Annotated in this window: 16 protein-coding genes; 11 read left to right on the top strand and 5 right to left on the bottom strand. The window is 59.7% G+C overall.

The window, feature by feature from the left end; all coding sequences use genetic code 11:
• Positions 1-96: 96 nt before the first annotated feature.
• Together FFI87_RS18230 and FFI87_RS18225 are read right to left on the bottom strand one after the other, a co-directional pair.
• Positions 97-867, bottom strand: a complete 771-nt coding sequence (locus FFI87_RS18230; protein WP_041490210.1) for an SDR family NAD(P)-dependent oxidoreductase — start codon at positions 865-867, stop codon at positions 97-99.
• Positions 868-1,082: 215 nt separating this feature from the next.
• Positions 1,083-2,033, bottom strand: a complete 951-nt coding sequence (locus FFI87_RS18225; RefSeq protein WP_012366934.1) for a LysR substrate-binding domain-containing protein — start codon at positions 2,031-2,033, stop codon at positions 1,083-1,085.
• A 129-nt stretch (positions 2,034-2,162) separates the two neighbouring features.
• Between FFI87_RS18225 and FFI87_RS18220 the strand changes: the two genes are divergently transcribed.
• The 4 genes from FFI87_RS18220 (at position 2,163) to FFI87_RS18205 (ending at position 7,450) form a co-directional block, all read left to right on the top strand.
• Entirely contained in the window at positions 2,163-3,440 is a 1,278-nt protein-coding gene (locus FFI87_RS18220) for a ribulose-bisphosphate carboxylase large subunit family protein (RefSeq protein ID WP_012366935.1), read from the top strand.
• Positions 3,441-3,445: 5 nt separating this feature from the next.
• On the top strand, positions 3,446-4,855 hold the full coding sequence (locus FFI87_RS18215; protein WP_138849587.1) for a four-carbon acid sugar kinase family protein: 1,410 nt from the start codon (positions 3,446-3,448) through the stop codon (positions 4,853-4,855).
• A 236-nt stretch (positions 4,856-5,091) separates the two neighbouring features.
• The gene (gene pyk / locus FFI87_RS18210) at positions 5,092-6,546 is read left to right on the top strand and encodes a pyruvate kinase (protein ID WP_138849588.1); all 1,455 of its coding nucleotides are present in this window, start codon (positions 5,092-5,094) and stop codon (positions 6,544-6,546) included.
• Positions 6,547-7,018: 472 nt separating this feature from the next.
• Positions 7,019-7,450, top strand: a complete 432-nt coding sequence (locus tag FFI87_RS18205) for a hypothetical protein (RefSeq protein WP_138849589.1) — start codon at positions 7,019-7,021, stop codon at positions 7,448-7,450.
• A gap of 178 nt (positions 7,451-7,628) precedes the next feature.
• Here FFI87_RS18205 and FFI87_RS18200 read toward each other — a convergent pair whose 3' ends face one another.
• Positions 7,629-9,458, bottom strand: a complete 1,830-nt coding sequence (locus tag FFI87_RS18200; RefSeq protein WP_041490213.1) for a TRAP transporter large permease subunit — start codon at positions 9,456-9,458, stop codon at positions 7,629-7,631.
• Between the two features lie 77 nt (positions 9,459-9,535).
• Positions 9,536-10,567 (bottom strand): TRAP transporter substrate-binding protein, encoded by a 1,032-nt coding sequence (locus tag FFI87_RS18195; protein WP_012366939.1) that lies wholly within the window; start codon positions 10,565-10,567, stop codon positions 9,536-9,538.
• Between the two features lie 750 nt (positions 10,568-11,317).
• On the opposite strand from FFI87_RS18195, the gene FFI87_RS35365 reads away from it, so the two are divergent.
• The 7 genes from FFI87_RS35365 to FFI87_RS18160 all read left to right on the top strand — a co-directional run bounded on the left by FFI87_RS35365 (position 11,318) and on the right by FFI87_RS18160 (position 18,453).
• Positions 11,318-11,524, top strand: a complete 207-nt coding sequence (locus FFI87_RS35365) for a hypothetical protein (RefSeq protein WP_324287483.1) — start codon at positions 11,318-11,320, stop codon at positions 11,522-11,524.
• On the top strand, positions 11,478-12,164 hold the full coding sequence (locus FFI87_RS18185; protein ID WP_138849590.1) for a substrate binding domain-containing protein: 687 nt from the start codon (positions 11,478-11,480) through the stop codon (positions 12,162-12,164). The genes FFI87_RS35365 and FFI87_RS18185 overlap by 47 nt, the downstream gene beginning before the upstream one ends.
• Before the next feature lie 528 nt (positions 12,165-12,692).
• Positions 12,693-12,872 (top strand): hypothetical protein, encoded by a 180-nt coding sequence (locus tag FFI87_RS35225; protein ID WP_138849591.1) that lies wholly within the window; start codon positions 12,693-12,695, stop codon positions 12,870-12,872.
• On the top strand, positions 12,869-14,485 hold the full coding sequence (locus FFI87_RS18175) for a tryptophan halogenase family protein (protein WP_138849592.1): 1,617 nt from the start codon (positions 12,869-12,871) through the stop codon (positions 14,483-14,485). Before FFI87_RS35225 ends, FFI87_RS18175 begins: the two co-directional genes overlap by 4 nt.
• A complete protein-coding gene (locus tag FFI87_RS18170; protein WP_138849593.1) occupies positions 14,485-15,570 on the top strand; it encodes a monodechloroaminopyrrolnitrin synthase PrnB family protein in 1,086 nt (361 codons plus the stop codon). Before FFI87_RS18175 ends, FFI87_RS18170 begins: the two co-directional genes overlap by 1 nt.
• A 44-nt stretch (positions 15,571-15,614) precedes the next feature.
• The gene (locus FFI87_RS18165) at positions 15,615-17,315 is read left to right on the top strand and encodes an NAD(P)/FAD-dependent oxidoreductase (RefSeq protein WP_012366943.1); all 1,701 of its coding nucleotides are present in this window, start codon (positions 15,615-15,617) and stop codon (positions 17,313-17,315) included.
• 25 nt (positions 17,316-17,340) lie between these two features.
• The gene (locus FFI87_RS18160; RefSeq protein ID WP_138849594.1) at positions 17,341-18,453 is read left to right on the top strand and encodes a Rieske 2Fe-2S domain-containing protein; all 1,113 of its coding nucleotides are present in this window, start codon (positions 17,341-17,343) and stop codon (positions 18,451-18,453) included.
• Positions 18,454-18,552: 99 nt separating this feature from the next.
• Here the strand turns inward: FFI87_RS18160 and FFI87_RS18155 are convergent, their stop codons facing one another.
• The gene (locus FFI87_RS18155; RefSeq protein ID WP_012366945.1) at positions 18,553-19,554 is read right to left on the bottom strand and encodes an NADP-dependent oxidoreductase; all 1,002 of its coding nucleotides are present in this window, start codon (positions 19,552-19,554) and stop codon (positions 18,553-18,555) included.
• Positions 19,555-19,619 lie beyond the last annotated feature (65 nt).

Genomic DNA, 19,619 nt, shown 5'->3' with positions numbered 1-19,619 from the left:
ATATCGGAGACGGCTGAAGGTGATTGGCGAGCGACAACCACGTCACAACCAGCAGATTGTTCTGACGCGCTTCGAGCCAGCGTCGTCATGTCCCGTTCAAACCGCACCCGCTCCCCACGCAAGGAATCCGCCGTCCACCGGAAGCACAATTCCGTTCGTATACCCCGCCTCCTCCGACGCCAGATAGCACACCGCCGCAGCGATTTCCGACGTCGTGCCGTAGCGCTTCATAGGAATCGCATTTGAATATTCGGCGCGGAACTCTTCACTATGCAGCGCCTTGGTCATCGGCGTATCGACTGGGCCTGGCGCGATTGCGTTAGCTGTAATGCCGTAATCGCAGAGCTCCACTGCCATCTGGCGGGTTAAAGCAATAACGGCCCCTTTCGAGGTGCCGTATGCCGTGCGGCCTTTACCGACCGCTCGCATGCCTGCCACCGAGGCGATATTGATTATGCGGCCCCAGCGATTCTTTACCATCAGACGTGCGGCGTGCTGGGAGCATAAGAACGCCCCCGTTACATTGACCTGCATCGTTTTAAGAAACGTGTCCAGTGGGTAGTCGATGAACGGCACCAGCTTCGCAATACCGGCGCCGTTGACCAACACGTCGCAACGCCCATGTCTTTTGTCAAGTTCACCGAACGCAGCGGCAATCGACTCTGAATTTGAAACGTCCATCTCAATGGCCGACACTGACAGGCCCGCGCGCTGAAATCTCGACGCCGCCTCTTCAGCCGCGCTCTTATTGATATCGGCAAGAACAACGTGATAGCCACGTTTCGCGAGCTGTTCCGCCGAATCGGCCCCGATGCCCATCGCGCCACCTGTAACCACTGCAACGCGGCTCGCGTCGCTTTGCTTCATCTGCTCCACGCTGTCTCCTTTAGCGTAAGACCGCTGCAGGCTTCGATTCCGATGCCTGGAAGCGGATCGAATGATGGCGCTACGCGCCATCTCATGAGCAGATTATTGAAGCCGCAGCGGGCTAGGTCAAAGGATAATAAAGCAGCAGGCAGTGAGAAAAAGTCACAGCCAGGATGCAGAGATTTTGTCTACAAGAAAGCACGCCGCAGTTGGCTTCATGTCTCCATCTCACGCAGCTCGTTCCTCAGCCATTCAACTAGGGCGACTGTCTTCGGCTGATTTTCGGCATGAGGAGCAACCCAGAGCACAAGGTGCACCGGTCCCGGGACGAAACCGAACGGCGCGACAAGACCAGCTGAGTCCAGTTCGTCTCGGACGAGCATTCTCGGCACTGCCGCAACTCCCAACCCGCACTTGGCGGCCTGAATCTGAAGATAGAAATGATCAAACGATTCAGCAATATCGGGCGGAGGCTCGAGTACGGTCGAGGTCGCTTTGTACCAGTCAGCCCACGCGGACGGTCGTGTATTGGTTGCCAAAAGCCGCGCGCGCGCTAGGTCGCCCGGTTTTTCGATCCGGTTCGTGCGCATGTATTCCGGGGAGCAAACCGCGCCGATCCATTCCTCAATCAACGGAACAGGGGTTACGCCTTTGGGTACAGGGATGGAGGACAGCCGTATCGCTACCGTTATCTTGTCCCGCGTGAAGTCGATTTCACCATGACCGGTGTTGAAACTCAGGTCAAGCGACGGGATCGCATTCTTCAGCTTTGAGAGGCGTGGCAGCAACCAGTACATCATGATCGAAGCCGAGCACGAGAGCGTCAACGGACCCGGCTTCAACTGATCGACGGTCTTTTGGATGAGGTTGAACGCCACGCTCAGGCCTTCCGCCATCTGGGCACCTTCGGGCGTCGGCTCCGTCGAGTGTGCATTGCGTGACAGCAGCAGGACACCCAGTTGGTCTTCAAGTGCGCGTATATGTCTGCTCACCGCGCCGTGAGTCACGTTGAGTTCTTCAGCGGCAGCACCGAAACTTCGCAGGCGCGCCGTGGCTTCAAAAGCTCGCAGCGCATTCAATGAAAGACGAGGCACCTGGACTCCTGTTGGGCCCGAAGCCCACTGCTTGCGGAAGCTGCCTATTGTGAGTTTTTCGCTCAGGGTCAAGAAATCATATCGTTTGATGTCGCGAGACGTCAAATCTATATTCTGCTCATCCCCCGGCTAAAGCGCACGCGGCCACGCAGGCCTCATGTGCCCGGTTTCAGCTCGAATACCTAGTACGAAGAGACAAACATGGTCGAAATCCCCCATCGAAGATCCGAATTCACTGCGCGCTATTTCGTCGAGAGTTCAGTACCGATTGCAAAAGCCGCAGAGGTAATCGCAGGCGAACAGTCCAGCGGGACGTTTCTTGCGCTGCCCGGGGAGACTGATGCGCTGAAGAACCGTGCCAGGGCCCGTGTAGTGAAGGTGGATTCGCACTCTCCTGTTCTGGAGCCCTCCCTGTACAGTGCTCATGTCGAACGCAAGGGATCCCCGAGTGTCTATTTCCGGGGTGAGATCGAGATCGCCTTTCCGGTCGACAACATTGGTCCTAACTTGCCGACCCTCCTGTCAACGGTCGCGGGTAATCTGTTTGAGTTGGGAGAAGTGACAGGGCTACGCTTGCTCGATATCGATCTGCCAGCAACCTACGCCGCCCAGTTCCCCGGCCCTCAATTCGGCATTAGCGGAACCCGCGACTTCGCTAAGGTCTACGACAGACCAATGATCGGCACCATCATTAAGCCGAGCATTGGCTTGCTTCCCGCACAGACGGCAGAGATCGTCGACAGTCTCTGTGCCGCAGACATCGATTTCATCAAGGACGACGAGCTTCTCGCTGATCCCACATACGCGAGCTTCGACGAGCGTCTCGCAGCCGTCATGCCCGTCCTGCATCGGCACGCCGACCGCATGGGACGTATGCCCATGTACGCAATCAACATCTCGGGCACAATCGACGAGATGCTCCAGCGACACGATGCGGTGGTACGGGCGGGCGGTACTTGCGTGATGATTTGCATTAATTGGGTCGGCTTTGCTGGCGTCGAGCACCTTCGCAAGCATGCCCAGCTGCCCATCCACGGTCACCGCAATGGTTGGGGCGCACTCACCCGCTATCCGCAACTCGGGTTCTCCTTTAAGGCGTATCAGAAGCTGTGGCGACTTGCTGGGGTGGATCAACTGCACGTCAACGGCATTCGCAGCAAGTTCTGGGAACCAGACGCGTCCGTCATCGAATCGGCCCGTGCCTGCCTGACACCATTCGCGGGCGTGCAGCCGTTGATGCCCGTTTTTTCATCTGGCCAGTGGGCGTCGCAAGCCCCTGATCTTTATGCTCAGTTGGGTTCCGTAGACCTGATGCATTTGGCGGGCGGCGGAATCATCGGACATCCGCATGGAATTGCCGCGGGCGTTGCAAGTATGCGGGAAGGGTGGGAAGCAGCTGTCGAAGGGATCGACCTGAACACCTTCGCGGAGTCCCGACCTGCGCTGCGTGCTGCGCTGTCTCACTTTCAATCGGCGTGACCCGGATGAGCGCAAAATCCGAACAATCAGCTGCGGCACTGAGGCTGGCTTTCTACGGCGACGACTTTACCGGATCGACGGACGCTCTCGAGGTCCTGGCCTTCGCGGGGCTTAGGTGCGCGCTTTTTTTGAAAGCGCCTTCGTCCCAAAAACTATCGCAACTCGGCGGGTTCGACGCCATCGGTGTCGCAGGCGACAGCCGAGGCATGAGTCCGTCCGAAATGGATCGGTCTCTTCCACCGCTGTTCGAAGCTCTGCACGCCCTCGATGCGCCGATCCTTCACTACAAAGTCTGTTCGACTTTCGATAGCGGCCCGGCGATAGGAAGCATCGGCAGAGTCTTGGAGATAGCCCGGGCGGGCATCACTCGGAATCCAGTTCCGGTTGTTGCCGGTACGCCGGCATTGAAGCGCTACTGCGCATTTGGCAATTTGTTCGCTCGGTCTGGTACCGACAACAAGACTTATCGAATCGATCGCCATCCAATTATGAGCGCCCACCCGGTCACACCGATGGCCGAGGGAGATCTTCTGCGTCATCTAGCTCTGCAGACCGCTTTGCCTCTCTCCGGCTTCCAGCTGCCGAATCTGGAAGGTACTCGCGAAGAAGTCGACCTGGCATGGTCGAAAGCAATTTCAACGGGCGACTCGGGAATCTTGCTCGATTCAGTGACTCCACGTCATCTAACCGAAGTCGGCCGGCTCCTCGACAACTACGCTACGGCGGTCGGCTCCGTATTTACAATCGGCTCGTCTGGCGTCGAATACGCGCTGACTCAATGGTGGCGAGAACTCGGTAGCCTTCCCGAAACGCAGCGGTCTTATGACCGTATTGCGCCGACGACTCAGATCCTTGCCATCTCCGGAAGCGCCTCACCGCTGTCGTCGGCACAGATCGACGCAGCGATCACTGCAGGCTTCGCCGAAATCGCCATCGACGCAAAAGCGCTCGTTCGAGAAGATTCTTGGCAACGGACCGCTCAAAATATCGCCGTCCGCACGATTGCGCTGCTCAGTGAAGGGCGCAGCGTCATTATGCATACCGCCCGTGGCCCGAGCGATACACGCATCGCCGAAATGCTCGAGTACTTTACCGCTCGCGGACTGACCCATGACGACGCTCGGCATCAAGGTGGTCGATTGCTTGGGCAACGGCTTGGCGCAATTGCGAATGATGTCCTCGAAGCCACTCACCTGCAACGACTGGTTCTCTCAGGCGGAGATACGTCCAGCCAAGTCACACAAGTCCTTGGCCCTGACGCACTTGAGATTGACGGTCGCCTGGCCGTGGGCGCACCGCTGTGCCGTGTAATTTCCGAAAAGCCTCATTTGCGAAACCTTCAGCTTGCTCTGAAAGGTGGGCAAATGGGCGACCAAAACTTTTTTGTCATCGCACGCGATGGCATCACGAGATGACTCCGGCGCGATGCTGCAACATTGCTTGCTCCGTAAAGTGGAGCCTCACATCGGGAACCGCCACGGAAAGCATGCCCCCCACTACATCACCCAGAAATGTGGGAAGACGGTCGACCTTACGGTGATTGAAAGCAGCAGGACCTAGGCGCTGCACCACGTCGGTCAGCCCTCTTACCGTACGGATATGGACCAGTTGCAATATCGCGTCGCATCTCGAAGTTAGAAGGCTGCTCGCAATGCCGAGTAGCCTCATCTCTGCTTGCGCGAACATCTCGTCTCGCCTCTCCCGCAGGAAGTCTCACCTCAACGCGACGCTCGGACCGTCTAGCTCGTCCGAAAGCTTGATTGAGAGCCTCTATATCTCCGGCGCCGATGTCTTCCGGTTGAACATGAGTCACGGCAGCCACGCGGAGCAGGCTCAACGACTGCTTGCAATTCGACGCATCGAGGCCCGACATGGGCGGCCGGTCGGCGTACTGCTCGATCTGCAAGGACCAAAGCTACGTGTGGCGCGATTCAAAGATGGGAAAGTCGAGCTGCGGCCAGGACAGACTTTCAGCTTCGACCTTGATAGCGCCTCAGGCGACGCGTCGCGGGTCTGCCTGCCGCACCCGGAAATCTTCGCAGTCGCCGCGAATGGCGATACTCTACTCGACAACGACGGCCTGCTGACGTTCAGGATTGTCGACACGTCGCTCACCCGCATTACGACCGAAGTCGTTGTCGGTGGAGTCCTCTCGGACCGAAAAGGAGTCAATGTTCCGAGCGTCGTCCTCCCCATTCCGGCACTGACCGATAAGGACAGGCAAGATCTGCAATTTGGCCTTGAGCAAGGCGTAGAGTGGATCGCACTGTCATTTGTACAGCGGCCTGACGATGTGCGCGATGCGCGTAATCTGATTAGAGGCCGGGCGAAGATCATGGCGAAAATCGAGAAGCCATCCGCTGTCGATTCGATCGAAGAGATTATCGAGGCCTCCGACGGAATCATGATCGCGCGTGGCGATATGGGTGTTGAGTTGCCACCGGAGGAAGTCCCTGTCATCCAGAAGCGGATCGTGAGTCTATGTCGGGAGGCAGGAAAACCAGTCGTTGTGGCGACGCAAATGCTGGAGTCGATGGTTAGTTCTGCCATGCCCACCCGAGCAGAGACGTCCGATGTCGCGACCGCCGTTTTTGACGGTGCCGATGCCGTCATGCTGTCCGCAGAGTCGGCGTGCGGTGCCTTTCCCCTTGAAGCGGTTTCGATGATGAATAGAATCATCGAGCACACGGAGAATGCACCGACATATCGTCAACTGCTAAAAGCGGTGGCACCGCCTACCACCGCCGACACACCAGAAGCGATCAGTGCAGCGATTTTCACCATTACCTCGATGTTGTCGGTTTCAGCGATCGTTGCCTATACCACTTCCGGCGCAACCGCAGCGAGAATTGCTCGCGAGCGTCCCGGCTGCCGCATTCTGTCACTCACACCTGATGAGGTCGTTGCGCGTCAACTTGCGTTGACGTGGGGCACCTGTCCTCTGCGTGTCGACGACGCGGATAACATCGAAGATATGGTCACGAAAGCTATAGCTGCGGCGCATCGGATCGGTGTCGCCCGCCACAAACCGCTATTGATCGCCGCAGGTGTCCCGTTTGGCACGCCCGGCGTCAGCAATCTTCTCAGAATCGTCTACCCCTCCTGACAGTCATGGACTCACAGCGTATGTCTCGATGAAATTCGACGGGCGTTGGTAATCGTGATGGTAACGACAAAACGGAATCTCAAAAAAACACGACACGGGCCAACGCAGTCGCGACAGATGCTTCTCCCGCTTCCGTTATCGTTCGTCAAAGAGCGGTCACTGGTTTCGCACCTCGCCCTCGCTTCGTTTCAATCCGGTCATGGTAGCCAGCATCTGGTATATCAACTGATCCGAACGACGTATCTCTCATATTTGATGTGGAACGAAGGATTGGACGGCGGCAACTATCAGCTTTACTGTGACGCTGAGCGCGAGATAGAGGCTATCGCGGCTGGATAGTCGCGGCCCTGACGGCGACGGTCGCCGCACCAGCATTCGCTGCCGACGTCGGCGTGTCGGTCAGCCCAGCTTTTATGGCCGTATCGACATCGGCAATGCGCCACCTCCGCAACTCATCTACTCTCAGCCGGTCGTGATCGAGCCGGCGCCGGCGAACGCGGCACCCGTCTATCTGTTTGTGCCGGCCTATCAGGCAAAAGAATGGCGCAAATATTGCCGCAAATATGCCGCGTGTGCCGAACCCGTCTATTTTGTACAGCAGACTTGGTACGAGGACGTCTATGCGCCCCGCTACCGCCACGCTCGTCCGCAACCGCAAATTCTCTATGCCCACGACATTCACAGCGATGTCGTGCGGGCCGGTGTGATTCGTGCGCATGACGCTCACGCCGAGAACGTGCATGCGCGTGTGGTTTACAGGGTTGATGGCGAACCCGGCGGCTCACATGGGGAAGACATTCATGCCCCAGCGGTACAGGCCGGCGAGATCGATGCTCACGATATTCATGCGAGGGTGGTCGAGGCGGACACCCTCTACGTCCACGACCTTCATTCGGACCGCTAGACTTCGACGAACAGTAGGCCGCTGTCCGTCTCTTGCAGGCCAAATACCGGTCGGTTGTAGTTGTTCAGCGAATGGCTCGAACGGGTTGGCAAGCGACGTCCACGGAAATCCACGAAGAACCAAAAAAGAGGCGGGGCTTGCACCCCGCCTCTTCGGCTCCGTCATGATGCCCCGACTCTTAACCCTTCAAAAAGCCGGTGGAAATCCAAGGCACTGCGGCGATCATCGTGATCCCAATAAACAACGCGGCCATATAACCCATGATGGGTCGGATGCCCAGATTCGGCGAGATCTTGCTGACTGCACACGCCCCATAGTAGCCGACTCCGAACGGCGGCGAGAACAGCCCCAGTCCCATCGAGAGAATCACGACCATTGCATATTGAACTTCGTGGATGCCAACAGCTCGAGCAATCGGGAACAGTAACGGGCCGAAGAGCACGATTGCAGGGATTCCTTCAAGGACGCTACCCAATATGATGAACATGAAGATTGACACGACCATGAAGGAGAATGCGCCGCCAGGCAGATGCTGCATGAAGTCGGCCAGTCCATGGGAGAAGCCAGACTGGGTGAGCGCCCACGCCATCGCGGTAGCCGTACCAATGATGATAAGGATAGCTCCCGAAAGAGCAGCCGTCTCCACGAGCATGGGGCCGATTCGCTTCCAATTAAAGCATCGATACACCAAGAGTCCGGCGACGACGGCATAGGCGATTCCAACCGTTGAGACCTCCGTTGCCGTTGCCACTCCCTCCACCACCGCCAAACGGATGACAACCGGAAGTGCGAGTGCCGGGATCGATATCACAAACGCTTTCCCGACAAAGGACCACGCGGGTCTCCCGGACGACGTGGGTTCAGTCTTTCGAGCCCGCCACCAGACGAGCATGCATAACATGAACGCCAGTACAAGGCCCGGCAACAGACCGCCCGTAAAGAGCGCAGAGATTGATACCCCCGTAACCGATCCGATCGTGATGAGCACAATGCTTGGTGGGACCGTCTCAGTTTGCGCGCCGGTAGCCGATAGCAACGCCACGAGCTCGCCGGGATTCTCGCCACGCTTCTTCATCTCAGGGAACAGAATCGGAGCAACAGCTGCCATATCGGCTGCCTTCGAGCCGGAGATCCCCGAAATCAGATACATCGCACCGACCAAGACATAGTAAAGACCACCGCGCACATGGCCCAGCAACGATGCCAGGAAGTTGATCATCGCCCGTGCCATCCCTGTCATCTCAATGAGAAGCCCGAGGAAAATAAACATCGGCACCGCCAACAGAAGGATTTGCGACATTCCTTCGTCCATGCGGCTGACGACGATTTCCAGCGGCATGGAGGTTGACATTGAAAGGTAAGCAAACACGGAAAGACCGAAGGAGAATGCGATGGGCATGCCGCTCAAGACCGTGAAGCCGACCACTCCAACGAAGAAAATCACCAGGTTAAGGTTTCCAAGCGATTGCAAAACGGGTCCGGCATGTTCCAACGCAAACACACTTACTAGCGACACCGCAACCCCAGCGATAGCGGTCCTCCAGCCGATTGCTAACAACTTGACCACGCAGATCAGCAGCATCGACACAACCCCGAAGATGATAGCCGCAACGCGTACGCCGTCATTGATCTCCATTGTCGGGGTCAAAATGTCCCACTGCTGCTTGATGTAAGCGATCGATGGAACAAGTATGAGCCCGAGAAAAAGCATGCTCGCCACCGTCGAAATGGTGTCCCAGAACGGATCCCAGTGCTCGCCCATGCGGTTGACAAGTGCCGTCATGCGCATGTGGCTGCCTCGGTGCAACGCCGTAGCGGCACCTGTCATTGCTAGCCAGAGAAACAGGATGGCAGCGAGTTCGTCGCTCCAGATTAACGGGTGGTGCAGGACATAACGAGCAACAACGCCGCTGAAAAGCAGGATAACTTCTGCTAGCACCAGCAGTGCCGCAGGCACAGAGACGATTACGCCAAGCGCAAAGTCCACACGGGACAGCCAGCGTGGCATAGTCTTCGTTGCGTGATGGACTGTTGCGCTGGTCTGTTGTTCGAGTGCGTCATCCACGTCTTTCAGCATTTGCGTTCTCATGCGAGCTTCCCCGTGTATTTCTCCATGAGACTCCATTCTTCGTCTCCGAAGAATTGCTTCTGCTCCGTGTAGAAGTTCGCGGATTTCAGGGTTTGGCGGAACGCGTTCGTGTCAGCGGTGTTAAACGCAAGCCCTCTGCCCGCAAGCGTCTTTTGCAGGGAGGCGTTCAACTGGATCACGTCTTGTCGTTGCTTCAGTGCCCCCGCATTGAGGTGCTTTGAGACGATGTCACGGACGGTGGGCGGCATTTTTTCCCACGCTGTCTTGTTACCCAAGAACCAGTAGCCGTCCCACATGTGGTTTGTCATCGAGCAGTATTTCTGGACTTCATAAAGCTTCGCGGCGTCTACTACAGCCAGCGCGTTCTCCTGTCCGTCGACGACCTTTGTCTGCAATGAGGAATAGACTTCGTTGAAGCTGATCGACGCCGGGGCGGCGGAAAGCGCCTTGAACAGCGAGATCCAGAGACGACCACCCGGCACCCGGATTTTCATGCCCTGCAGGTCAGCAGGAGTCTTGATGGGCTTCGTACTGGTCGTGATCTGGCGGAACCCATTGTTCCAGATTTTGTCCTGAACAACCAGATTCGCCTTTCCAATAAGCCCGCGAATATGGGCGCCAAGGTCGCCATCGAATGCCGCGAATACCTGGTCATAGTCTTTATACGCGAAGCCGACGCCAGAAATGGATGCCTTCGGAACCAGAGTCGACAAGGTATTTGCGCCCGAAACCGTATAGAACTCCAGTGCCCCAGCTCGCAACTGCGAGAACATGTCCGGGTCGCCACCGAGCTGATTATTCGGAAACACCCGAAGTTCGACTCGACCATCTGTCTCCTTTTTGATCGCATCCGATGCCTCTTGGATGCGCACGTTCAGAGGGTGAGTTGCCGGTAGGTTCGTCCCGACCTTATAGGAAAATTCTGCAGCATTGGCGCGCCGAATCCACGGACCATCCAGGAGGCCTGTCGCCGCAACAACGACTGCTCCGGTTCCGGTGATGAGAAAGTTTCTACGGGTGAATCCCATGTTCGTCTCCAACAATTTTGATAATCGTCCGTCAAGGACTTGCGCTTTATATGCTTGCTCGCCCTTCCCCGACGCGATGGGTCGAACGAGCGGTATGGTGCGCTTTTGATTTGACGCGCCTGTCAGGTTGGTGCGCGTATTTAGAGTAGCGGACGTGTCGCCTGACAACAAACGACTTTATTTCGACCTATGGTGAGAAAAAATCGCTGGCTCGAATTCGAGGGGCGACGGGTTCAACAGATATACTTCCCCGCGAGGCAGCAACCGCGGACTGTGAACACCGTGGCGTGCAGTGTTGGTGACCGCGTATTGGGGAATTCCCGCTCTGGCTTCGCCGCAGGGCGGCGGCCTGGACGCGCAGTCTTCTTCGCTTGCGCGAACCGCACTCACAACCAGTCGCGGCCCCAAAAGTCGGGGACTACGCCGGAATTAGCGATCTGCTTAAAAACCGCTTCTACGGTGAAAAAAAATCGGCACGTGGACGGAGCTGCCTAGCGCCATCGCCACTGATCGCAGTGATAGGTCCGATAGCCTTTGGCTTCGCGACATCGCTGAGCGCTACTGGTGAGCGCAAGGATTGAGCGTGTCCGCTCCTCAAGCCACGCGCCGCTAGATCATTTTGCGCTGCTATCGATGCCGCTTGCCGCGATTGACGGACGTAAACGAACGAAAGAAGCCGGGGGCCTATAACGGGCGCGTCGACTCGCTCTCGACGCCTGGCGAAAAGTCTTCGGCTTCACGCACGGCATTGTGCTCGTCGACACCTTCTTCGAGAACGTCCAGCTTGATGGTCAGCGCGTGGGGCTGCGCTTCGACCGAGCGCCCCCACAGCCTATGCAGGTTGCGTGCTTGTGGACGCGCACCGAGATCCCGGACGCGGACGATCTGTGGTCGTTCGCGGTGGTCACCGATGATCCGCCGCAAGCGCATCGTCGAGGAGGCCAGGCTCGTTCATGAGCAACTCGGAGAAATGCTCGCCCAGCCCAGCGGGCTGTTGCGCGCCTCGTTCCCCGAAGGCTTCGCCAACATCTTCCTGGCTCCGTTGGTGGCCGAGTTTGCCCGGCGCTTTCCCGGCATACGCTTCGAGTTCGATTTATCACCTCGCTTGGCAGATCTGGTGAGCGACCCGGTGGATGTCGCCATTCGCATGGGTGAGCCCGCCAATTCCAACCTGATCGCTCGCCAGCTTGCGCGATTGCCGAGACATCTCTACGCCTCACCTCGCTATCTCGATATGTTGGGCGAACCTCAGCATCCCGACGAGCTTGTCCAGCATGAATGTTTGCGGCTGCGCGGATCAAAGTCCGATATCTGGACCGTGCAAAACAGAGATGAAACGGTGGACGTCGCAGTTGGAGGACGGTTTCTGCTCAACAGCGTCGGCATGATCCAACGCCTGGCAGCCCTGGACATGGGGATTGCCATATTGGCGGAGGGCATCGTCACCGATGACGTAGCCCAGGGGCGGTTACGTCGTGTGTTGCCACAGTGGCAGGCCACCCCGGTACCCGTCTATGCATTGACCGAAACCCGTCTCTTGCCGGCGAAGACCCAGCGGTTCATCGACTTCCTGCGAGAGCATCTCTCAAGCATGTGACCCATCCACATTGATCAGAGTGACGGTCGGACGATGACTGAATCGCTCAGATGCGCGCCCAAGCGTCGGCATTTCTGGGCCCTCCGGGTTTTTCTACCTTTAGAACCCGAACTATTTCTTGGGTCAGGGCCAATTGGCACCTTTGTTTCGCAAATAGCGACGCCATTATTCTTCCGTCAATCAAGTCGTTCATTTCGCATTTTTATACAATAAATTCGTTGTCGCACACGCCCTCAACGGAAAAGTAAATTTCTCATTTTTAAAAAATTAAATCGTTTGTTATCGGAAGCTCTGCCGATATTGAGTATTTCTCTGGATTAACCCAGATTGATATGAAATTTTGCGAGACGTGCCACCGCGAACACTGCTATGGTGCGTCGGTGCGGCTACGCGCATGGTCCGGCGAGCCTCGACAAGCCCTTGCGCGGTGTGCCGCCGCTGCAATGGGCGCCTTGCATTATTCGATTGTGCTTCTCTATTTGAATTGAAAGCGGAACAGCCTCGGACGAAATTCCGGGACTGCGGCCAATGATGTCCGGATTTTGCGCGGAGGGGCCTCCCTTGCCGCGATTTCACCACGCCTTCCCGGTGTCATTTATCGCGATGAATCAGACACGTTATGACGCGTTACCGGACGAGTTGCGCGTTCAACTCGACAAGGCGTCACTATCCATTGAGGTTTTAAATCCTATGGGAAAGGTGGCATGAGCAATCCGATCAAGAATATCGTTATCGTGGGCGGCGGCACCGCGGGGTGGATGACCGCCTCGTACCTCGTCCGGGCGCTCCAGCAGCAGGCGAACATTACGCTCATCGAGTCCGCGGCGATCCCGCGGATCGGCGTGGGCGAGGCAACCATCCCGAGTTTGCAGAAGGTGTTCTTCGACTTCCTCGGGATACCGGAGCGGGAGTGGATGCCCCAGGTGAACGGCGCGTTCAAGGCCGCGATCAAGTTCGTGAACTGGAGGAAGGCTCCCGACTCCTCGCGCGACGATCACTTCTACCATTTGTTCGGCAACGTGCCGAACTGCGACGGCGTGCCGCTTACCCACTACTGGCTGCGCAAGCGCGAGCAGGGCTTCCAGCAGCCGATGGAGTACGCGTGCTACCCGCAGCCCGGCGCGCTCGACGGCAAGCTGGCACCGTGCCTGGCCGACGGCACGCGCCAGATGTCCCACGCGTGGCACTTCGACGCGCACCTGGTGGCCGACTTCCTGAAGCGCTGGGCCGTCGAACGCGGGGTGAAGCGCGTGGTCGACGAGGTCGTGGACGTTCACCTGGACGAGCGCGGCTACATCTCCAGCCTGTCCACCAAGGAGGGGCGCACGCTGGAGGCGGACCTGTTCATCGACTGCTCCGGCATGCGCGGGCTCCTGATCAATCAGGCCCTGAAGGAACCCTTCATCGACATGTCCGACCACCTGCTGTGCGACAGCGCGGTCGCCAGCGCCGTGCCCAGCGACGACACGCGCGACGGGATCGAGCCGTACACCTCCGCGATCGCGATGAACTCCGGGTGGACCTGGAAGATTCCGATGCTCGGCCGGTTCGGCAGCGGCTACGTCTTCTCGAGCAAGTTCACGTCGCGCGACCAGGCCACCGCCGACTTCCTCAAACTCTGGGGCCTCTCGGACAATCAGCCGCTCAACCAGATCAAGTTCCGTGTCGGGCGCAACAGGCGCGCGTGGGTCAACAACTGCGTGTCGATCGGGCTGTCGTCGTGCTTTCTGGAGCCGCTGGAATCGACGGGCATCTACTTCATCTACGCGGCGCTTTACCAGCTCGTGAAGCACTTTCCCGACACGTCGTTCGACCCGCGGTTGAGCGACGCCTTCAACGCCGAGATCGTCTACATGTTCGACGACTGCCGGGATTTCGTCCAGGCGCACTACTTCACCACGTCGCGCGACGACACGCCGTTCTGGCTCGCGAACCGGCACGACCTGCGGCTCTCGGATGCGATCAAGGAGAAGGTTCAGCGCTACAAGGCGGGACTGCCGCTGACCACCACGTCGTTCGACGATTCGATGTACTACGAAACCTTCGACTACGAATTCAAGAACTTCTGGTTGAACGGCAACTACTACTGCATCTTTGCCGGCTTGGGGCTGCTGCCCGACCGGTCGCTGCCGCTCCTGCAGCACCGACCGGAGTCGATCGAGAAGGCCGAGGCGATGTTCGCCAGCATCCGGCGCGAGGCCGAGCGTCTGCGCACGAGCCTGCCGACGAACTACGACTACCTGCGCTCGCTGCGTGACGGCGACGCGGGGCTGTCGCGCAGCCAGCGCGGGTCGGCGCTCGCGACGCAGGAAATCCTGTAGTGGAGCGCACCCTGGACCGGGTAGGTGCATTCTCGGCCACGCACGCTGCGGTGGCGGCCTGCGATCCGCTGCAGGCGCGCGCGCTCGTTCTGCGGCTGCCGGGCCTGAACCGTAAAAAGGACGTGCCCGGCATCGTCGGCCTGCTGCGCGAGTTCCTCCCGGCGCGCGGCGTGCCCGCCGGCTGGGGCTTCGTCGAAGCCGCCGCCGCGATGCGGGACATCGGGTTCTTCCTCGGGTCGCTCAAGCGGCACGGGCACGAGCCCGCGGACGCGGTGCCCGGGCTCGAGCCGGTGCTGCTCGACCTGGCGCGCGCGACCGACCTGCCGCCGCGCGAGACGCTCCTGCATGTGACGGTCTGGAACCCCGCGGCGGCCGACGCGCAGCGCAGCTACACCGGCCTCCCCGACGAAGCGCACCTGCTCGAGAGCGTGCGCATCTCGATGGCGGCCCTCGAGGCGGCCATCGCGGTGACCGTCGAGCTGTCCGACGTGTCGCTGCGCTCGCCCGCGTTCGCGCACGGGTGCGACGAGCTGGCAGCCTATCTGCAGAAAATGGTCGAGTCGATCGTGTACGCGTACCGCTTCATCTCGCTGCAGGTTTTCTACGACGAGCTGCGGCCCTACTACGAACCGATTCGAATCGGAGGCCAGAGCTACCTCGGCCCCGGTGCCGTGGAAATGCCCCTCTTCGTGCTGGAGCACGTGCTGTGGGGCTCGCAATCGGACCACCAGGCCTACCGAGAATTCAAGGAGACGTACCTGCCCTACGTGCTTCCCGCATTCCGGGCGGTCTACGCCCGGTTTGCCGGCGAGCCTGCGCTCGTCGACCGCGCGCTCGGCGAGGCGCATGCGATCGGCACGCGGAGCGAGCCCGTGCGGGCCGGGCTGGCGGCCCTCGACCGGGTCTTCGAGGTTCTGCTGCGCTTCCGGGCGCCTCACGTCAAATTGGCGGAACGGGCGTACGAAGTCGGGCGAAGCGGCCCAAGCATCGGCAGCGGCGGGTACGCGCCCAGCATGCTCGGCGATCTACTCACGCTCACGCGCGCCGCGCGGTCTCGAATCCGCGCCGCGCTCGACGAATCCTGACGCACGCGGCCATGTGTTCCATCTCACAAGGAGAGTTTGCCCCCATGACTCAGATGAGCCCCGCGAACGGGCGCGATAGCAACCACTTCGACGTGATCATCCTCGGCTCGGGCATGTCCGGCACCCAGATGGGGGCCATCCTGGCCAAACAACAGTTTCGGGTGCTGATCATCGAGGAGTCGTCGCACCCGCGGTTCACGATCGGCGAATCGTCGATCCCCGAGACGTCCCTCATGAACCGCATCATCGCCGATCGCTACGGCATTCCGGAGCTCGACCACATCACGTCGTTCTATGCGACGCAGCGTTACGTCGCGTCGAGCACGGGCATCAAGCGCAACTTCGGCTTCGTGTTCCACAAGCCCGGCCAGGAGCACGACCCGAAGGAGTTCACGCAGTGCGTGATTCCCGAGCTGCCGTGGGGGCCGGAGAGCCATTATTACCGGCAAGACGTCGACGCCTACCTGTTGCAAGCCGCCATCAAATACGGCTGCACGGTCCGCCAGAAGACGAGCGTGACCGAATACCACGCCGACAAAGACGGCGTCGCGGTAACCACCGCCCAGGGCGACCGGTTCACCGGCCGGTACATGATCGACTGCGGAGGACCCCGCGCGCCGCTCGCGACCAAGTTCGGGCTCCGCGAAGAGCCGTGTCGCTTCAAGACGCACTCGCGCAGCCTCTACACGCACATGCTCGGCGTCAAGCCGTTCGACGACATCTTCAAGGTCAAGGGGCAGCGCTGGCGCTGGCACGAAGGAACCTTGCACCACATGTTCGACGGCGGCTGGCTGTGGGTGATTCCGTTCAACAACCACCCGCGCTCGACCAACAACCTGGTGAGCGTCGGCCTGCAGCTCGACCCGCGCGTCTACCCGAAAACGGACATCTCCGCGCAGCAGGAATTCGACGAGTTCCTCGCTCGCTTCCCGAGCATCGGCGCGCAGTTCCGGGACGCCGTGCCGGTGCGCGACTGGGTCAGGACCGACCGCCTGCAATTCTCGTCGAGCGCCTGCGTCGGCGACCGCTACTGCCTGATGCTGCACGCGAACGGGTTCATCGACCCGCTGTTCTCCCGCGGGCTCGAGAACACCGCGGTGACGATCCACGCGCTCGCGGCGCGCCTCATCAAGGCGCTGCGCGACGACGACTTCGCGCCCGAGCGCTTCGAGTACATCGAGCGCCTGCAGCAGAAGCTGCTGGACCACAACGACGACTTCGTCAGCTGCTGCTACACGGCGTTCAAGGACTTCCGGCTGTGGGACGCGTTCCACAGGCTGTGGGCGGTCGGCACGATCCTCGGGCAGTTCCGGCTCGTGCAAGCCCACGCGAGATTCCGCGCGTCGCGCGACGAGGGCGACCTCGATCACCTCGACAACGATCCGCCCTACCTCGGCTACCTGTGCGCGGACATGGAGGAGTACTACCAGTTGTTCAACGACGCCAAGGCCGAGGTCGAGGCCGTGAGCGCCGGGCTAAAGCCGGCCGAGGAAGCGGCGGCGCGGATTCACGCGCTCATCGACGAACGAGAGTTCGCCAAGCCGATGTTCGGCTTCGGATACTGCATCACGGGGGACAAGCCGCAGCTCAACAACTCGAAGTACAGCCTGCTGCCGGCGATGAAGCTGATGTACTGGACGCAAACCAGCGCGCCGGCAGAGGTGAAAAAGTACTTCGACTACAACCCGATGTTCGCGTTGCTCAAGGCGTACATCACGACCCGCATCGGCCTGGCGCTGAAGTAATCGACCGACGACCACACAAAACACGATGGACGACATTCAATTCGATCAACCGAGCGTCAAGGAGCCTCCCCAGGCAGCGTACGACGCGACCACGCGCGTGGCCGCGAGCTGGTACGTCGCGATGCGCTCGGACGCCCTCAAGGACAAGCCGACGGAGCTGACGCTCTTCGGCCGTCCGTGCGTGGCGTGGCGCGGCACGACGGGGCGGGCCGTGGTGATGGACCGCCACTGCGCGCACCTCGGCGCGAACCTGGCCGACGGGCAGATCAAGGACGGGTGCATCCAGTGCCCGTTTCACCACTGGCGCTACGACGAGCAGGGCCAGTGCGTTCACATCCCCGGCCACAGCGAGGCGGTGAGCCGGCTGGAGCCCGTGCCGCGCGGGGCGCGCCAGCCGACGTTGGTCACCGCCGAGCGATACGGCTACGTGTGGGTCTGGTACGGCTCGCCGCAGCCGCTGCACCCGCTGCCCGAAATCGCCGCGGCCGACGTCGATAACAGCGGCTTCATGCACGTGCACTTCGCGTTCGAGACGACGACGGCGGTCTTGCGAATCGTAGAAAACTTCTACGACGCGCAGCACGCGACTCCCGTGCACGCGCTCCCGATCTCGGCCTTCGAGCTCAAGCTCTTCGACGATTGGCGCCCGTGGCCGGAGGTCGAGTCGCTGGCCCGGGCGGGCGCGTGGTTCGGTGCCGGGATCGACTTCACCGTGAACCGGTACTTCGGGCCCCTCGGCATGCTGTCGCGCGCGCTCGGCATGGACATGTCGCAGATGAACCTGCACTTCGATGGCTACCCGGGCGGGTGCGTCATGACGGTCGCGCTGGACGGCGACGTCAAATACAAGCTGCTCCAGTGCGTGACGCCGGTGAGCGACGGCAAGAACATCATGCACATGCTCATCTCGATCAAGAAGGTGGGCGGCATCCTGCGCCGCGCGACCGACTTCGTGCTGTTCGGGCTGCAGACCAAGCAGGCCGCGGGTTACGACGTCAAGATCTGGAATGGGATGAAGCCGGACGGTGGTGGCGCGTACAGCAAGTACGACAAGCTCGTGCTCAAGTACCGCGCGTTCTACCGGGGCTGGGTCGACCGTGTCGCGGAGCCAGCCACTCGACCGGGCCGCCGCGAGTGAGCGGCGATGAGTCGGTCGTCGGCGCTGGACACGCTTCACCACCGATGAACGCCGAGACATGCGCCGTTCCAAGCCTCGGGCGGCGTTCCTCGCAATCCTTCACTTGACCCTGACGACGACCTTGCCCTTGGCGCGTCCTTGGGCCAGGTATTCAAGTGCGTCCTTTGCTTGTTCAAACGGAAATACCTTGTCGATGACGGGATGGATACGTTCGGATTCGAGCAGTTGGCCGATCTCGGCGAGTTGAGCACCGTCGGGGCGTACGAAGAGAAACGAGTAGGTGACGCCTCGCTTTTTCGCAAGACGCATGATCTTGCGGCTCATCAGGCTGAATACGAACTTCAGGACGAAGTTCAGCCCGCGAGCACGGGCGAACGCTACGTCGAGCGGCCCGATAAGAGAGACGATCTTCCCGCCCGGCTTCAGGATTCCTACCGACTTTTCAACCGCATCGCCCCTGATCGTGCCAAGCACCACATCGTAGTCGCGCAGCACTTTCTCGAACGCTTGCTTCTTGTAGTCGATTACTTCGTCCGCGCCCAGGCTTGTCACCAACGGGATATTGCCCGTGCTGGTATTGGTTCCCACCTTGGCACCGAAATATTTGGCCAGCTGGATCGCGAATGTTCCAATACCGCCGGACCCCGCAGGAATGAACACCTTCTGACCCGGCTGAAGATTGGCACGCTCCTTCAGTGCTTGCCATGAAGTGAGCCCGACCATTGGGACCGAAGCGGCCTGCACGAAGTCCAGATTGACCGGTTTCGGCGCTGCAGCGCTCTCCGGTACCACGGCATATTCGGCGATGGATCCTCTTCCAAGGTCGAACAGACTTGCAAAGATGGCGTCGCCTTTCTTGAAGCGAGTGACGCGGCTGCCGACATCGATCACGATACCGGCCAGATCGCTACCCATGGTCGCGGGCAACTGGAACTTCAAGACGGGTTTGAACATTCCCGTTGGAATCACGTTGTCGATCGGGTTCACCCCCGCGGCGTGAACCTCAACCAGCAGTTCGTCGGGCTCGAGCGTGGGGCGCGGCACTTCGGCGAACCCGACCTCGGGTGATTTGCCATAGCGTTTGAATGTGAGTGCTTTCATGTTGCGCTTGCTCCGATGCTGCGTTGTATTCGCGAGAAACTTCATACGCCTCTGGTCCACAAAGT

The sequence above is a fragment of the Burkholderia sp. KBS0801 genome, from assembly GCF_005937855.2.
GTDB lineage: Bacteria > Pseudomonadota > Gammaproteobacteria > Burkholderiales > Burkholderiaceae > Burkholderia > Burkholderia ambifaria.
The sequence above is the reverse complement of the archived record's forward strand: the minus strand, read 5'-3'. Positions and strand labels throughout refer to the sequence as shown.

Excerpts from the sequence above, each read along its gene's own strand:
- FFI87_RS18230 (WP_041490210.1), bottom strand. The coding sequence starts at position 867 with ATGAAGCAAAGCGACGCGAGCCGCGTTGCAGTGGTTACAGGTGGCGCG.
- FFI87_RS18220 (WP_012366935.1), top strand. The coding sequence starts at position 2,163 with ATGGTCGAAATCCCCCATCGAAGATCCGAATTCACTGCGCGCTATTTC.
- FFI87_RS18215 (WP_138849587.1), top strand. The coding sequence starts at position 3,446 with ATGAGCGCAAAATCCGAACAATCAGCTGCGGCACTGAGGCTGGCTTTC.
- pyk (WP_138849588.1), top strand. The coding sequence starts at position 5,092 with ATGCCGAGTAGCCTCATCTCTGCTTGCGCGAACATCTCGTCTCGCCTC.
- FFI87_RS18200 (WP_041490213.1), bottom strand. The coding sequence starts at position 9,458 with ATGCCACGCTGGCTGTCCCGTGTGGACTTTGCGCTTGGCGTAATCGTC.
- FFI87_RS18195 (WP_012366939.1), bottom strand. The coding sequence starts at position 10,567 with ATGGGATTCACCCGTAGAAACTTTCTCATCACCGGAACCGGAGCAGTC.
- FFI87_RS18185 (WP_138849590.1), top strand. The coding sequence starts at position 11,478 with ATGATCCGCCGCAAGCGCATCGTCGAGGAGGCCAGGCTCGTTCATGAG.
- FFI87_RS35225 (WP_138849591.1), top strand. The coding sequence starts at position 12,693 with ATGATGTCCGGATTTTGCGCGGAGGGGCCTCCCTTGCCGCGATTTCAC.
- FFI87_RS18175 (WP_138849592.1), top strand. The coding sequence starts at position 12,869 with ATGAGCAATCCGATCAAGAATATCGTTATCGTGGGCGGCGGCACCGCG.
- FFI87_RS18165 (WP_012366943.1), top strand. The coding sequence starts at position 15,615 with ATGACTCAGATGAGCCCCGCGAACGGGCGCGATAGCAACCACTTCGAC.
- FFI87_RS18160 (WP_138849594.1), top strand. The coding sequence starts at position 17,341 with ATGGACGACATTCAATTCGATCAACCGAGCGTCAAGGAGCCTCCCCAG.
- FFI87_RS18155 (WP_012366945.1), bottom strand. The coding sequence starts at position 19,554 with ATGAAAGCACTCACATTCAAACGCTATGGCAAATCACCCGAGGTCGGG.